Here is a 14,186-nt window from a genome sequence, read left to right on the forward strand (position 1 = left end):
ATGAGATTGTTCATAAATACTATAGCATTTTGCTATGAAGATTGTGGAACATCACCTTGTTCAGCTTGCCGCCGTCATCGAAACCGGAGGCGTGACGGAAGCCGCTGCCATGCTTGGCATGACACAGTCGGCCGTGTCGCGGACCATCTCCATCCTCGAAAAGCGTGTAGGTGAGCCGCTGTTCGTTTCCGGGCGCCGGCCGATGCAGCCGACGCCCCTTGGCGAACAGCTTGGCCTGCAAGGCAAGGCTATTCTCGCGTCCTCGCGCAAGGCGATGGAAATCATCCGCAGCTTCAAGTCGGGTTCGTTCGGCCGCGTGCGGATCGGCGGCGTTCCTTTCTTCATGGATGCGGTTGTCTCGCCCATGATCGCCTCGTTCCAGCACGATGAACCGGGGATCATGGTGCACCAGTCTTACGGCAACTATTCCGACCTTGTAAGCGAGCTCGAATCCGGCCAGATCGATGTCGCGGTTACACCGACGGGCTCCACCGACCTTCGCGCTGACCAGCAGTTCGAACCACTGCTGCCTGCGCGAAACGTGCTGGCCTGCGGTGCGGGCCATCCGCTGATGCGCAAACGCAATCTGGCGACGGAGGACATCCTCAATTATCCATGGGTCGCTCCTCTGCCCGGCTCGCCGCTGGTACTGGACCTGCACAATATTCTGCTCACGCTGGGAATTGAGGAAGTTTCGATCCGTTACGCCGGAGGCTCCCTGATGAGCGTCTTGAACTATCTGGTCGGAACGGACGCCCTGGCAATCCTGCCGCTTTCCGTCGCTCACTCGTTCCGGCGTGAAAACAGGATTAGCGTCATTCCGCTTGACATCCCGCAGCCGCAGCGCGCGCTCGGGATTATGACGAGAACGAAGCCCTATTCAAATCCGGCCGCCCGCAAGCTTATTGGACATCTGCGACGCGAATTCTCCGAGCTGCGCCGGTCGGTCGAAAAGCACGAGCAGGAAATCCGCTGGGCCCACGGCCCTTTCATGGCCGAGCGTGAATGAAAGGGTCCGGCCCGAGCGGCCGTCGCCGCAATCGGCTGCGTGAGGCCGAAGCACAGGTTGTCGCGCTCCGGCCTTTTCGCGTCGCCGGCAAAGCCTAGCCCGGTTTCGAGGGTGCCAGCACGAAATCGTATTCGACCTCCCAGAACCAGCCCGGAAACTCCAGCTCGTGAGCCCGCGCCGCATCGTCGACGCGTTTGAATTCGGCCAGCAGGCTTTCCTTGACGCCGAAGACGGCGTCGGAGTTGATATAGGGATCGTGGGGGTCGAATATATGTGTCGTCAGCGTCTCGAACCCCTCGGCCTTGAGGATGAAATGCAGGTGGGCCGGGCGATAGGGATGGCGGCCGAGTCCCGCCAGGAGCTTGCCGACCGTGCCGTCATCGGGGATCGGATAGAACTTCGGCTTGACCGCCCGGAACCAGTAGCGGCCGTCCGCGCCGGTGCGGAACACGCCGCGCAGATTGAAATCGGGCTGAATGCCCTTCTGCTGCACGTCGTAGAAACCTTCATCGTTGGCCTGCCAGACGTCGAGCACGGCATTGGCAACGGGTCGGCCGTCGATATCGAGAATGCGGCCATGAATGACCATATCCTCGCCTTTCTGATCGAGGCAGATATTGGCCCCCATCGGCAATTCGGGCGCGTCCGCGACATGGAATGGTCCAAGCACGGTCGATTCCGACGCACCCGACGGTTTGCGGTTGTTGATCGCATCGACAAGCATCGACACGCCGAGCACGTCCGAAAGCAGGATGAATTCCTGCCGCCACTCGTTGCAGAGATGACCGGTCTGGGTCAGGTACATGATCGCCTTGAACCATTCATCCTGCGTTGGCTCGATTTCCTTGACCGCCTCGTGCAGCTTGCGCGTGATGACCTCGATCACCTGCTTCAGCCGCGGATCACGCGCATTGGCATTGCGCCCGGTGACGACCTCGACGGAGTTCTCCTCCGTGAAAAATCCCTTTTCATGCGTTTCCATAGCGAAATCTCACAAAGCTAGAACAAAGGACAGTGCACGACGAAGCTCCGCCATGGGATCCCGGGCGATGGTTTCGCGGCGCCAGCAGACATGTTGGTCGGGTCGAACAAGCACGACGCCGCTGTCACGGACCTCGCGCAGATTGGCCCAGTCGCCGGTCAGATCCTGCCAACGCTGGCGCGGCCCGATGATATGTGCCTCGATGTCAAGGCCAAGCTCACGGCCGAGCAGCTTTGCAGCCTCGACCCAACCGCGGCCGCCAATGCCGGTGAGCACCGTAAAGCGGCCCTTACCGCAAAGATCGAGCGTCGAAGCCTTGGCGCCGTCATCGGCAAAGATCCAGGCATGCGGCAGCCGCGCACCCGGCCAGGTAGTCGGCTGGTAGTGCAACTCCGCATCTTTCTCAAAGGCCGGCTCGGGCTCACCGTCGGCGAGAACGGCATCCGAGCGATAACGCTGGTTCATTTCGACGCCGTGGGCATCGAATTCATAGACCTTGGCTGCGATCGCCTGACGGATGGCAGCGCGCTGCGTTTCGGCTGCCGGCGTATCGTCGCAGCGCGCATCCATGTTCTGCTGCATTTTCACGGGGTCGATGGAATCGAGCAGGCCAAGCGCCTTGAAGATCGGCCCGAACTCCTCGATCGACTTGTTGGCCCTGGTCACGATCTGCTTGGCGATCGGCGCGCGCTCGCGCTGGTAGCTGTCGAGCAAAGCGGGACCAGCCTTGCCTTTCAACACATAACTGAGTTTCCACGCGAGATTGAAAGCATCCTGGATCGACGTATTGGAACCCAGTCCGTTCGACGGCGGATGCCGATGGGTGGCATCACCCATGCAGAAGACCCGGCCGTTCTGCATCGTCGTTGCATAGAGATTATTGACGGTCCAGGTCGAAACCGACTGGATTTCCACCGCCAGCTCGTGGTCCCCGACGAGGTCGCGCACCACCTTGGTGGCGAAGGCCGTGTCTACATCCGGCGCCGGCTGGTTGATGTCGTATCCCCAGACGATCAGCCATTCATTCCATGGCCGAACCATGCGCACCAGGCCCATGCCGATGCCGCCGACGTCAGCGCCCGGCTGGACGACCCAGTAGAGCACCGAGGGACGATGGGCGACGTATTTCGAAAGATCGGCTTTAAAGAGAATATTCATCGATCCGCCGACGCCCATACGGCCCTCGAAGCTGAGCCCTGCATCTTCAGCCACCTTGGAATTGCCGCCGTCGGCGCCAATCAGGTATTTGGACCGGACCGTGAGCTCCGCGCCTGTGAGCCTGTCGCGGCAGGTCGTCGTGACGCCGTCGGCGTCCTGCTTGTGGCGAATATATTCGGTCGACATCCGCGCCTGCGCGCCGCGCGAACATGCCGTCTTGAAAAGCAACGGCTCCATGAAGGTCTGGGGCAGATCGTTCATGTGCGAGGGGGACGACAGCTGATGCTCGGCCCGGCTGACCGGATGCGTTCCCCAACTGCGCATACGCCCGATCTCTTCGCCGGCAAGCGAGGTGCAAAAGACGTTCTGACCCATCAAATCCTGCCCGGTGGCAAAGAGATAGGCCTCGTCCTCGACATCCCTTCCAAGATCGCGCAAAACCTCCATCGTGCGCTGGTTGGTGATATGCGCGCGCGGCGTGTTGGCCAGCCAGCGGTAGCGGTTGATGACCATAGTCTCGACGCCGTAGCTGGCAAGCAGTGCCGCTGAGCCCGAGCCGGCAGGGCCCGTCCCTATGATCAAAACGTCGGTATTGATGTCAGCCATGCGGCCCTCCCTTGATAGTCTTGGTCAATGGTCCACCGGCAAGGATGCGGCGAACGGGAAAAAGTTGAAGTCCGGTGCGCTCGGCAAAGAGGCCCCACAATCCGCGCGGGGCAAACAGCATGACGGCAATGCCGAGAAGGCCGAGAACGAGCAGATACCAAGAGCCGTAATCGGCAAAGAGCTTCTGCAGAATAAAGAAGACGATGACGCCGACGATCGGTCCCTCGATCGTACCGATGCCGCCAATGACGACGATGAAGATCACATAGGCGGTCCAGTCGGTGACCGAAAAGGCGGCGTCCGGCGAGATGCGTGCCTTTTGCAGGTAGATGAGCGCGCCGGTCAGGCCCGTGACGAAGGCAGTGGCGAGATAGACGGCAAATTTAATGCGGTTTGGATCGATGCCGACCGATCTTGCCGCCTCGCGGTTGTCACGCACGGCGGCAAGCCCCAATCCCTGCTTGGAACGCAATAGCCGATAGGCAAAGCCGATGGCGGCAAACGCCAGCAGAAGCGCCAGCCAATAGCACACCATATCCGCGGCCTGGGCCGGCCGCACGCCGAGCCATTCGGCAGCAAAGCGGGCACCCGGCAAATCGCGCGTGATACCGGAAGGCAGCGATGTTCCCGTGCCGCCGCCGAGCGCCTTCCATTGCGCCAGGGACAGCCGCGTTACCTCGGCGATAACCCAGGTACCGATCGCGAAATAGGCACCGTGTAACCGGAAGACGAAAAAGGCCGTCGGCACGGAAAGCATCATGGCGGCAAGCCCGCCGAGCACGATCGCGACAACAGGATTGAGCCCGCTGAGGATGACGGCAGCGGACATGACGTAGGCCCCGAAGCCGACGAAGGCCTGCTGGCCGACCGAAACGAGCCCGGCATAGCCGGCAAGCAGGTTCCAGCATTGCGCGAGCGTCAACATCGTCAGGATGAAGAACAGGTCCTGAAGTGCGGCGCGTGGCACGAAAAAGGGAGCGGCAACGCCTGCTGCGACCATCGCAACGACGAGAATCACCGCAAACGACGAGGCGCGGTTGCGCGTCGATACGGTCCAGCTGGGCGGCGGCGCGGGCGAAGCGGAATCGGAGGAAAGCCTGTCATACACCATGTCAGTCCACCGCCCTTGCAAAAAGCCCGCGCGGGCGGACCAACAGCACGAGAAGAAACGCAACATGGCCCGCAAGGATCTGCCATTCGGGGTTGACGGCTGCGCCCATCGTTTGCGCGACGCCGATGATCACGCCGCCGGCGAGCGTACCCCAGAAGGAGCCGAGCCCGCCGATGATGACCGCCTCGAAGGCGTAGATCAGCCGCGCCGGACCCATCGTTGGGTCGAAATTGGCGCGCGTGCCGAGAAAGAGGGCCGCAATCGTTACTACCACCATTGCGAGCCCCGTCGCGGTCGCGAAGATGCGGTCGGAGCGGATGCCCATGAGGCCCGCCGTGGCGCGATCGTCGGAGGTGGCGCGGAAGGCGCGGCCGAGGCTCGTCTTGTAGAAGACGAGGTTCAGTCCGACGATAACGGCAACCGCCGCCAGAAAAGTCAGGAGCGGCATAGTGCCGACACTGACCGGGCCGAATTTGAGAGACGCGGTTTCCAGCGCGCCCACCGAAACGCGGCGGCTATCGGCGGAAAAGCCTTCCAACAGCGCGTTCTGGATAACGACCGAAAGGCCGAAGGTGACAAGCAGCGGCGGCAGGATGTCGTCTCCGATGGTGCGATTGAGCACGAGGAACTGCAGGGCCCAGCCGACCACATACATCACCGGAACGGCGACGAGAGCCGCAACGAAGGGATTGAGCCCGAGCGCGCTGACCAGCACCAGAAGCAGGAAGGCGGCTAGGACGATAAGATCGCCATGCGCGAGATTGACCAGCCGCATGATGCCGAAAACGAGGCTCAGGCCGGCCGCGAACAGCGCGTACAGACCGCCAAGCAGAATGCCTTGTATGATCGTGTCGAACCAGTTCATCCCGTATGCGCTCCGAAATAGGCAGAATGGATGTCGGTGCGGCTAATTGCGTCCGGCGTTCCGGTCAGCGTCACGCGTCCCTCCATCATGCAATAGAGACGGTCTGCCACCTTGAGTGCCTGGCCGATATCCTGTTCGACGATCACGATGGCTGCGCCCTCGGCGCGGATTTTGGGAAAGGCTGCGTAGATATCGCGGATCACCACCGGTGCCAGGCCCAGGCTGATTTCGTCGCAGAGCAACACCCTCGGATTGGACATCAGCGCCCGGCCGATCGCGACCATCTGCTGCTGGCCGCCCGATAGCGCGGTGCCGGAATTGCCGCGCCTCTCCTTCAAGACCGGAAAGAGCTCGTATATTGTCTCAAGCGTCCACGCCCCTTTGACGCTGCGCCCATATTTGCCGATCAGCAGATTTTCCTCCACCGTCAGCGACGGGAAGAGCCTGCGACCTTCCGGCACCATGGCGACACCGAGCCCCATGACCTCTGGCGCCGGCAGTGCGCCGATCGGCCTGCCATCGAAACTGATCTGGTCGGGCTCGTTGGCGAGCATGCCCGAAATCGAGCGCATCAGCGTGGATTTGCCGGCGCCGTTTGCGCCGATGATCGCCAAAGTCTCACCGGCATCAAGCGTGATGTCGACCCCGAAGAGCGCCTGGAAGTCGCCGTAGAAAGCCGTGAGGCCCCGTGTTTCAAGAAGAGCCATCAGACGTCAATCCCGAGATAGATCTGGCGGACCGCCTGCGATTCCATGATTTCGGCCGGCCTGCCGAGGCCGACCACCTTGCCGAAATTTAGGACGAGAAGACGGCTCACTACGGAGTTGAGGGCATGCAGCACGTGCTCGACCCAGATAATGGCGACACCGGCTCCGTGGATCGTCCGGATCGTCTCCACCAGCTCCCCACACTCGCCCTCCGTCAGGCCGCCGGCGATCTCGTCCAGCAGCAGCACCTTGGGTTCTGTCGCCAGCGCCCGAGCAAGTTCGAGGCGTTTGCGCTGGAGTAGGCCGAGACTGCCGGCAACTTGGTTGGCGCGCGCGATCAGCCCGGTGTTTACCAGAATATCCGCGCAGCGCTCCGACACCTCCCGCTCCGTCTTTCGCGATCCGTAGGCGGCAGCGACCAGAAGGTTTTCGAAAACGGTTAGCTGCTGGAAGGGCTGCGGGATCTGGAATGTGCGGCCGATCCCTGCCAGGCATCGCGCCATCGGCGGCTGGCACGTCACGTCTTCGTCGCGATAGATAATCCGCCCCTCATCGACGCGCAGATTGCCGCTGATGAGATTGAACAGGGAGGATTTTCCCGCACCGTTCGGCCCGATGATGCCGAGCGCCTCTCCGCTCCCCAGCGCAAACGACACTCCATCCGCGACCTTCAGGGCGCCGAAGCTCTTCGAAACGTTTTCGAGGGCAAGTATGACCATCGTCTTCCTGATTGGTGTCCGTTTCGTCCTTCGCCGAATCCGGCGCATGACCGCCTCCGGGCCGAACCCGGTCAAGGCATCACGCCGAGGCGATCGGCTCCATCTTGCTGCCTATCGGAATATTGGGAGCGGTCCTGTTGTCGGTGATGACGAGATCGTAGCCACCGCCCTCCTTCAACCTCCACTGGCCGCCAACGAGCGGTGTCTTGGCCACGTTCTTCGCGGCAAAAGGCGGGACATTGGCACCGTCCCAGGCGACCGGACCGACGATCGTGTCCAGCTTGGTCGCTGTGATCGCTTTGACTACAGCCGCGCTGTCCGTCGGGTCCGCCCGCTTCATGACATCTGCAGCCAATTCGAAAAGCGCGTGAACGAAGCCGATCGGCTGCGTCCAGGGCCGGCCGGTGGCTTTCGTAAAGCCTGCTGCGAGTTCGGCGGCGCTCTCTCCGGTCAGCGAAGATTTGAATGGATGGCGGGCCGACCACCAGACCTCGCAGGATAGGTTGTGACCACTCTTGCCCAAAGCCTCGAGGGCTTGCGGAAACAGGATGGCCTTGCCGATGGAGGCGATCTTCGGATGGAAACCCTGCTGCTTGGCCTGGGTCCAGAAGGTGGTGAAATCAGGCGGGATCATGACGCCAGTGATGACCTCGCAGTTTCCCGACTTGAAGGCATTGATCTGCGCGGAAAAATCATCCGTCAGGTTCTGGTAGCGGCCGGGATCGGCAAGGGTGTAGCCGCCTTTTTCGAGAACCGGTGGGAAACCGACCACTTTATCGCCCCAGGCATTGCCGTCCCCATCGTTCGGGAAGAGGCCGCCCACCTTCTTGTTGGTTTCCAGCTGCTGCCACATGTTTGTGTAGACAGCGATCACATCCTCCAGGCCCCAGAAGAAATGAAAAGTGCTGTTGAAGGGCTTCCATGATGAAGGGTCGCCTGGATTGGCCTGCTGACCGATGAACCAGGGCTGCCAGGGCGCGGCCGTCGAGATGCAGGGCATCTCTTCCGCCTCGCAGGTAGTGGCGACCGGATTGGTGGTTTCCGGCGTCGATGCGACGAGCACGAGATTGACCTCGTCCTTGACGATCAGCTCCTTGGCGACTTCAGCGGCGCGGTTCGGGTTGGACTGGCTGTCCTTGACTACAATTTCGTAGTTGAGCCCGGCGGCCTTCGTCTTGGCCAGGAAGCCATCGAGGATGAACTTGTCGGCCTCGGCGAAAGCGGCAAGCGGCCCGGTTTGCGGGCTGACATAACCGAGCTTGATCGCCGCTCCCTTGGCGATCGCGGGCATGGCAAGGCTGGATGTCGCCGCGAGCGCGCCGGTCGCCGCCGCGGTTTTCAGCAGGTCACGTCTCGTAAACATTTTGGTTTCCTCCTCCCAAAGTAAACACAAGCGTTTTAGAGTGGTGGGCGTTCTCCCGCCCAGGCGTCCTGAAGCAGCGTGCGGATCGAGGCTCGGTCGATCGGCCGCGGATTGGCATAAGGGTTGCGTGTCGCGATTTCGGCGGCGCGGTCGAGATCGCTCTCGGTGAGGCCGAAATCCTTCAGCGCCAGCGGCGAGCCGACGGATCTGGCGAAATCGTAGAGCCCCTGGCCCGGCGTGCCGCCGAAAATGCTCCCGATCGGCGCAAGCAGCTCCGGCACTGCGGCGGCATTGAAGCCGATCGTGTGCGGCAGCATGATCGCATGCGTCTCCGCATGCGGCGTGTCGAAACTGCCGCCCAGCGTGTGGCAGATCTTGTGATGCAGCGACATCGAAATCTGCCCAAGCACGGTGCCGCAGAGCCAAGCGCCGTAGAGTGCCTTTTCCCGCGCCTCGGCATCGCGCGGCGTCTTGACGATCACGGGTAGCGCTTCGGCAAATGCGCGCATGCCCTCGATCGCAATTATGGTGGTAATGGGGTTGCGATCATCGGCATAAAGACCTTCGGCGGCATGCGCGATGGCGTTGAGGCCGCTGGTGACGCTCATGGCAACAGGCAGGCCAAGCGTCAGGTCGGGGTCATAGATGACCACCTCCGGCACGATCTTCGGGCTGCGAACCGTCGTCTTGATGCCGCCTTCCGTCTGACCGAGGATCGGCGTTACTTCCGAACCGGCATAGGTGGTCGGGATGACGATCTGATGAATGTCGGTACGGTAGGCCATCGCCTTGCCAAGACCGGTGGTCGAGCCGCCGCCAAGCGAGACGACGCAATCGGCCTGAAGTGCGGCCGCGCGCGCCAAGGCCTTCTCGGTGACATCGACCGGGGTGTGCATCGTGGCGCCTGCAAACGTGCCGACTGCAAGCGCGCCAATCCGCGCGGCCAGCGCCTCGCCGTCGGCTGCCTGCTGCGGCGTCGTCAGCACCAGCGCGCGGCGGCAGCCCAGCGTCTCGATCCATTGGTCGACGCCGGCGCTCGCTCCGGAAGCAAAGACGACGCGTGTCGAATGCGGCTGATAGGAAAAATCGAGTGTCATGCCGACCTGCGCTCCTCTCGCGCCCGCACCATTATGAAGGTGAAATCGAGCGACCAGCAATTGCCTTTGACCGGCGTCGGGCCTTCAATGCCGCCAACCGGCAGGAAGGTGCCGACCAGTTCCTGTTTGACGCCGAACAATGCGTCCTGTGACAGATGCGGATCGCGCCCATCATAGACGTGGGTACTGATCGTCTCGAAGCCGGGTGCCGTGATCGTAAAATGGAGATGCGCCGGGCGGCGCAGCGGATAGCCGATCGCATGCAGCGTCCGTCCGACCGGTCCGTCGCAGGGCACGGCATAACCGCCCGGTCGAACCGTCCTATAGGAAAAGCCGCCATCTATATCAGTGCTGAAAACGCCACGCAGATTGAACTCCGGCTGGAGATCCGGCTGCTGGTTCTCGTAAAACCCTTCCGCATTGGCCTGCCATGTCTCGACCTTCGCGCCGACGACGGGATTTCCATCGAGATCGGTCACGCGGGCATTGACCAGCAACGGGTCGCCAATGCCGTCGAGCGATATATCCGCGCCCGACACAAGCCTGGGTGCATCGGCGCGATAGAACGGGCCGCGCACGGTGTTGGGCGTAGCGCCCTTCGGGCGGTGGGTGTTGATCTCCTCCACCAGCGCCGTCACGCCGAAAAGATCGGAGAGCAGCACCCATTCCTGCCGTTTGTGGTCACTTACGTGACCGACTTCGGTCAGAAATTCGATGGCGTGTCGCCAATCCGCATGGGTCGGCCGCGTTTCCTTGATGGCCTGATGGATATGTCCGACCAGCGCGGTGAGGAAGGCCGGCAGCGGTCCGGCGCACTGCGCCAGTCGCTCTGCCACAAGCGCAGCCGAATCCGCTTCTGTAAAAGACATGATCACCATGGCACCTCCTCAACCGTACGTTACCAGCTCCAAACGTAGCAGTTGATGATTTTTCTGCAGTTTAATATACCTTATTGCTATGAAGATGGATGAACGACACCTGATACAGCTTGCCGCCGTCGTACAGGCCGGTGGCGTCACGGAGGGAGCGGCCCTGCTGGGGCTCACGCAGCCGGCGGTGTCGCGTACCCTTGGCATGCTGGAAAAGCGGCTCGGCGAACCGTTGTTCGTCAAGGGCCGCCGGCCATTGCAGCCGACCCCGCTGGGCAGGGCGCTCGCCGACCACGGTCAAGCCATGCTGGTGGCTGCGCGCAAGGCCTCGTCGCTTGTCGACGGCTTCCGACACGGACGGACGGGCGTAGTGCGCGTCGGCGGCACGCCCTTCTTCATGGATGCGCTGATCTCCGGCATGATCGCCGAGTTCCAGAATGCCACACCGGACGTGCGCATCGAGCAGAGCTACGGCTACCTGCCGGATCTGCGGGCGGCGATCGACGCCGATCGCATCGACCTCGCCATTTGCCCGATCGACGTGCTGGACGAGGGCTCCGGCATGCGCTTCCAGGAACTGCTTCCTGGCCGCAATGTCGTCGCCTGCCGTGTAACCCACCCCCTTCTCCTGAGGCACAAGCTCGCGCCTGCGGAACTCCTCGACTATCCATGGATTGCCCCGCCCACCGGCAGCCCGCTGTTTGCCGATCTGCACAGTCTCGTCCTCTCGCTCGGCGCCACCGAGGCGAAGATCCGCTATTCCGGCGGCTCGCTGGTGAGCGCAATCAACTATCTGAAGGCGAGCGATGCGCTCACCATCCTGCCGCACAGCGTCGTTTTCGCCTATCGCAATGACAAGTCGATCACGGCACTGCCGGTCAGTATTCCTCATCCCGAGCGCGCGCTCGGTCTCCTGCGGCGCACCGAGGAAATCCGTGTCCCGGCAGTCGAGGCCTTCTGCGCCCATATTCGCAAGAGCTTCGAAAACCTCAGGCACCTGATCAAGCGCCATGAGCAGGCGGTGATCTGGAGCCTGTGACGGCTCATGACGTTCTTCAAAATGTTGCAGAATCGTCCGGCCATAGGAACAACGGCGCCAAGCCGGCATCGGCCATCGGGCGCAGTCCGTGCCAGGCGCGGTTGGCATAGACCAAGGCGTCATCCCGGCGCTCCTCGTGCGCCCCAGGAGAGGCCTCAAGGAGTTCGGCTGAGACCAGACAGGCGCCGGGGAGCGGAAACAGTCCGCGAACCGCTGCCCGGAACCAGAGGCCGACATCCGGATAATAAGGTTCGCCGCTTTCGAACCGCGCCCAGCGCACATCAGGCCCGAAACGATCCCTGCCGCTGGTGGCGCAGAGCCGGGCAAGCTCCCTATCGCTGCGTCGCACGAAATGCACGACCACCGTCTGCGCCCGACGCACGGCGTGCGCGCTGGAGGAATTATCCGACAGCGAGAAAGCCACCATCGGCGGCGAGGCACTGATTGAGATCAGCGAGCTTACCGTCAGGGCCACCGGCCCGTCACCCGGATCGGCGGTGATGATGGCAACGCCCGCCGGATGATGGCGGAAGGCCATCATGAAAGCCTCCGTCACGCCGGCAGCGACCGTCGCCGGAGCTTCACGCTCCTGCTTTCCGGACTGCGCCATCATTTCTTCTCCACCAGGTCGTAGAACTGCCAGACGCGATCGCTCCACAGCCCGCCGATCTCGCGGCCGGCGGCACCGACAATGTTGGTGTTGATCGTGAAATGGTTGGCCGCCACCAGCATCTCGCGGTAAGTGCGCTGCATCACGCCGTCGCGCAGCGACGCACCACCGGCTGCGCGGTAGACGAAGTGGCAGGCATCGACGCCCGCCTCGTGCACTTCCGACTTGGCGAGATGCACGAGGGTGATCTGCCGCGTAGATACCCGGTTCCCCGCCTCGATCGAGGCCTCCACGTCGCGCCAGACCTCAAACAAGAAGGCGCGGGCGGCGCGCGCGCGAGCTTCCGCACGGCCGTAATCGAACCAGAATTTATCGCTCTCGCCGAGCATGCCGGCGCGACCGGTTTTGGTCACGGCGAACTTGGCCATTTCATCGAGCATGCGGCGGGATGCGCCGATCGCCCAGCCCGAATGGCCGATGGCAGCCAGCCCGACGACGCCGAGGCTGAAGAATTCCTTCTGGCGCTGCGGCTCGGCGGTCATGATCGGGAAAACCATGTCGTCGGCGATGAAGACATCCTTGGCGTCGTAGTCGATGCTGCCGGTTCCCTGCAGGCCGAGCACGTTCCAATTGCCGAGCAGTCCATGCTCGCCGACCGGCGCGTGGGCGCACAGCACCACGACGTTACCATTCTCATCCTTGGCCGGATGGCCGTTGCCGTCGTCGAGCAGGGCGGCGGTATGGGTGAACGTGGCGTGGTGAATACCGCTTGCATAGGACCATTTGCCGTTCAACAAATAGCCGCCATCGACCTTCTTCAGCATGCCGGTCGGTGTGCCCTGACCCGAAAAGCGGTTGTCGGTGCCACCGCCGAAGAGCCGTGAGATCGCGGTGTCGGGCAGGAAGGCGGCGGACATCGCCCCGATGCAGGCATGCACCATCGACACCCAGCCGGCAGCGCCGCTGTGGTAGGTGATGGCCTCGATCAACTGCAGGCCTTGTGTCGGCGAAAGCTGTGCGCCGCCGAGTTCTTCGGTCGCGAAGATGTGCGACATACGAAGCGGCTTCAGCGCCTCGAAAGTAGGCTCATTCAGCCTACCGAGCTTTTCGGTAGCCACGGCATTCTCTTCAAGAATCGGGCCGATCCTGCTGATATGCTCGAGAAGGCTGGCGAAGTTTGTCTTGGTGCCCCAATACCCGGCGCCATGTTTCAAAGGTGCGTTCATCTGTTCCTCCTGACAATCTGGTGTGTTCTCGCGGCAAGCTGTCTCAGCCGGCGAGGAAATCGCCGATGGCGGTCACCACGCGCGGGTCCTCCTGCATGGCGAAATGGCCGACATCCGGCACCATGAAGGTGTGGGCGTTTGGAATGCGTTTTTCCCAGAGCGGCGCCTGCGACGCGGGCAGCATTCGGTCCTTCTCGCCCCAGACGATCAGTGTCTCGTTCGGGATGCGGGAAAGCCAGCGGCGGAGATTGGGATGGCCCATGCCGTGGGCCTTGACGATGTTGCCGAGCGCCTGCGCCTCCTTTTCGCGGGCGGCAAGGAAGGCGTCGAGCGGCGGGCATTCGGCTCCGCCCGGAAAATAGCGCAAGGCAACGTCGATATTATGCGCGAGATAGCCGGGTAGCGCCTCGGGCGCGATCGCCGGCAGGTCGGCGCCAGGATGATCTGGATCGTTGAGGCCAGCCGGCGCATTCAGCACCAGCCTGCCGAAACGCTCGCCTGCGACGACGGCCATTTCGGCAGCCATCCAACCGCCCATGGAGTGGCCGACGAGATGCGGCCGATCGAGGCCAAGGGCGGCGACCAGATGCAGGTTGTGGACAATGATATCCTGCATGCCGGTAATATCCGGCGCTTCGCCGCTGTCGCCGAAGCCGGGATGATAGGGCAAGTAGACGCGGAAGCGATCGGCGAGACCCCGCGCCCATTCCGTGCCTTCGATGGTGGCGGCGCCATGCAGCGCGAGCACGGCCGGGCCTTTGCCGATGACGCGTACAGCGGTCGCAACACCTTCGATGTCGTAATGCACCGTTTCGAAATTCATTC

14 protein-coding genes are annotated in these 14,186 nt (G+C 62.4%); 2 read left to right on the forward strand and 12 right to left on the reverse strand.

Annotated features, from left to right (window positions below):
* Positions 1–34 precede the first annotated feature (34 nt).
* The gene (locus FBZ97_RS19690; RefSeq protein WP_113248730.1) at positions 35–1,009 is read left to right on the forward strand and encodes a LysR family transcriptional regulator; all 975 of its coding nucleotides are present in this window, start codon (positions 35–37) and stop codon (positions 1,007–1,009) included.
* A 94-nt stretch (positions 1,010–1,103) separates the two neighbouring features.
* Here FBZ97_RS19690 and FBZ97_RS19695 read toward each other — a convergent pair whose 3' ends face one another.
* From FBZ97_RS19695 to FBZ97_RS19735, 9 genes are all read right to left on the reverse strand, one after another.
* Positions 1,104–1,991 (reverse strand): intradiol ring-cleavage dioxygenase, encoded by an 888-nt coding sequence (locus FBZ97_RS19695; RefSeq protein WP_113396022.1) that lies wholly within the window; start codon positions 1,989–1,991, stop codon positions 1,104–1,106.
* Positions 1,992–2,000: 9 nt separating this feature from the next.
* A complete protein-coding gene (locus FBZ97_RS19700) occupies positions 2,001–3,755 on the reverse strand; it encodes an FAD-dependent monooxygenase (RefSeq protein ID WP_145321101.1) in 1,755 nt (584 codons plus the stop codon).
* The gene (locus FBZ97_RS19705) at positions 3,748–4,866 is read right to left on the reverse strand and encodes a branched-chain amino acid ABC transporter permease (protein WP_145321099.1); all 1,119 of its coding nucleotides are present in this window, start codon (positions 4,864–4,866) and stop codon (positions 3,748–3,750) included. Before FBZ97_RS19705 ends, FBZ97_RS19700 begins: the two co-directional genes overlap by 8 nt.
* 1 nt (position 4,867) lies before the next feature.
* The gene (locus FBZ97_RS19710; protein ID WP_145321097.1) at positions 4,868–5,731 is read right to left on the reverse strand and encodes a branched-chain amino acid ABC transporter permease; all 864 of its coding nucleotides are present in this window, start codon (positions 5,729–5,731) and stop codon (positions 4,868–4,870) included.
* The gene (locus FBZ97_RS19715) at positions 5,728–6,438 is read right to left on the reverse strand and encodes an ABC transporter ATP-binding protein (protein ID WP_145321095.1); all 711 of its coding nucleotides are present in this window, start codon (positions 6,436–6,438) and stop codon (positions 5,728–5,730) included. The genes FBZ97_RS19710 and FBZ97_RS19715 overlap by 4 nt, the downstream gene beginning before the upstream one ends.
* Complete coding sequence (locus FBZ97_RS19720) at positions 6,438–7,157, reverse strand: ABC transporter ATP-binding protein (protein WP_113396027.1); 720 nt, start codon at positions 7,155–7,157, stop codon at positions 6,438–6,440. Before FBZ97_RS19720 ends, FBZ97_RS19715 begins: the two co-directional genes overlap by 1 nt.
* A 79-nt stretch (positions 7,158–7,236) precedes the next feature.
* Positions 7,237–8,520: an ABC transporter substrate-binding protein gene (locus tag FBZ97_RS19725; RefSeq protein ID WP_145321093.1), complete on the reverse strand. Its 1,284-nt coding sequence runs from the start codon at positions 8,518–8,520 to the stop codon at positions 7,237–7,239.
* 35 nt (positions 8,521–8,555) lie between these two features.
* Positions 8,556–9,617: a maleylacetate reductase gene (locus FBZ97_RS19730; protein WP_145321091.1), complete on the reverse strand. Its 1,062-nt coding sequence runs from the start codon at positions 9,615–9,617 to the stop codon at positions 8,556–8,558.
* On the reverse strand, positions 9,614–10,495 hold the full coding sequence (locus tag FBZ97_RS19735) for a dioxygenase (RefSeq protein ID WP_145321089.1): 882 nt from the start codon (positions 10,493–10,495) through the stop codon (positions 9,614–9,616). The genes FBZ97_RS19730 and FBZ97_RS19735 overlap by 4 nt, the downstream gene beginning before the upstream one ends.
* 79 nt (positions 10,496–10,574) lie before the next feature.
* Between FBZ97_RS19735 and FBZ97_RS19740 the strand changes: the two genes are divergently transcribed.
* Positions 10,575–11,525, forward strand: coding sequence for a LysR family transcriptional regulator (locus FBZ97_RS19740; RefSeq protein ID WP_145321087.1), 951 nt, complete (start codon positions 10,575–10,577; stop codon positions 11,523–11,525).
* Between the two features lie 16 nt (positions 11,526–11,541).
* Here the strand turns inward: FBZ97_RS19740 and FBZ97_RS19745 are convergent, their stop codons facing one another.
* Genes FBZ97_RS19745 through FBZ97_RS19755 form a run of 3 tightly spaced genes read right to left on the reverse strand, consistent with a single transcriptional unit; the run spans position 11,542 to position 14,184 of the window.
* Entirely contained in the window at positions 11,542–12,138 is a 597-nt protein-coding gene (locus tag FBZ97_RS19745; protein ID WP_233790218.1) for a flavin reductase family protein, read from the reverse strand.
* The gene (locus tag FBZ97_RS19750; protein ID WP_113421336.1) at positions 12,135–13,361 is read right to left on the reverse strand and encodes an acyl-CoA dehydrogenase; all 1,227 of its coding nucleotides are present in this window, start codon (positions 13,359–13,361) and stop codon (positions 12,135–12,137) included. Before FBZ97_RS19750 ends, FBZ97_RS19745 begins: the two co-directional genes overlap by 4 nt.
* Positions 13,362–13,404: 43 nt before the next feature.
* On the reverse strand, positions 13,405–14,184 hold the full coding sequence (locus FBZ97_RS19755) for an alpha/beta hydrolase (RefSeq protein ID WP_113396034.1): 780 nt from the start codon (positions 14,182–14,184) through the stop codon (positions 13,405–13,407).
* Positions 14,185–14,186 lie beyond the last annotated feature (2 nt).

Origin of the sequence: Rhizobium sp. ERR 942 (assembly GCF_007828395.1) — a bacterium.
Taxonomy (GTDB): domain Bacteria; phylum Pseudomonadota; class Alphaproteobacteria; order Rhizobiales; family Rhizobiaceae; genus Rhizobium; species Rhizobium dioscoreae.

Excerpts from the sequence above, each read along its gene's own strand:
- FBZ97_RS19695 (WP_113396022.1), bottom strand. The coding sequence starts at position 1,991 with ATGGAAACGCATGAAAAGGGATTTTTCACGGAGGAGAACTCCGTCGAG.
- FBZ97_RS19745 (WP_233790218.1), bottom strand. The coding sequence starts at position 12,138 with ATGATGGCGCAGTCCGGAAAGCAGGAGCGTGAAGCTCCGGCGACGGTC.
- FBZ97_RS19750 (WP_113421336.1), bottom strand. The coding sequence starts at position 13,361 with ATGAACGCACCTTTGAAACATGGCGCCGGGTATTGGGGCACCAAGACA.
- FBZ97_RS19705 (WP_145321099.1), bottom strand. The coding sequence starts at position 4,866 with ATGGTGTATGACAGGCTTTCCTCCGATTCCGCTTCGCCCGCGCCGCCG.
- FBZ97_RS19690 (WP_113248730.1), top strand. The coding sequence starts at position 35 with ATGAAGATTGTGGAACATCACCTTGTTCAGCTTGCCGCCGTCATCGAA.
- FBZ97_RS19710 (WP_145321097.1), bottom strand. The coding sequence starts at position 5,731 with ATGAACTGGTTCGACACGATCATACAAGGCATTCTGCTTGGCGGTCTG.
- FBZ97_RS19715 (WP_145321095.1), bottom strand. The coding sequence starts at position 6,438 with ATGGCTCTTCTTGAAACACGGGGCCTCACGGCTTTCTACGGCGACTTC.
- FBZ97_RS19735 (WP_145321089.1), bottom strand. The coding sequence starts at position 10,495 with ATGGTGATCATGTCTTTTACAGAAGCGGATTCGGCTGCGCTTGTGGCA.
- FBZ97_RS19725 (WP_145321093.1), bottom strand. The coding sequence starts at position 8,520 with ATGTTTACGAGACGTGACCTGCTGAAAACCGCGGCGGCGACCGGCGCG.
- FBZ97_RS19730 (WP_145321091.1), bottom strand. The coding sequence starts at position 9,617 with ATGACACTCGATTTTTCCTATCAGCCGCATTCGACACGCGTCGTCTTT.
- FBZ97_RS19740 (WP_145321087.1), top strand. The coding sequence starts at position 10,575 with ATGAAGATGGATGAACGACACCTGATACAGCTTGCCGCCGTCGTACAG.
- FBZ97_RS19720 (WP_113396027.1), bottom strand. The coding sequence starts at position 7,157 with ATGGTCATACTTGCCCTCGAAAACGTTTCGAAGAGCTTCGGCGCCCTG.
- FBZ97_RS19700 (WP_145321101.1), bottom strand. The coding sequence starts at position 3,755 with ATGGCTGACATCAATACCGACGTTTTGATCATAGGGACGGGCCCTGCC.
- FBZ97_RS19755 (WP_113396034.1), bottom strand. The coding sequence starts at position 14,184 with ATGAATTTCGAAACGGTGCATTACGACATCGAAGGTGTTGCGACCGCT.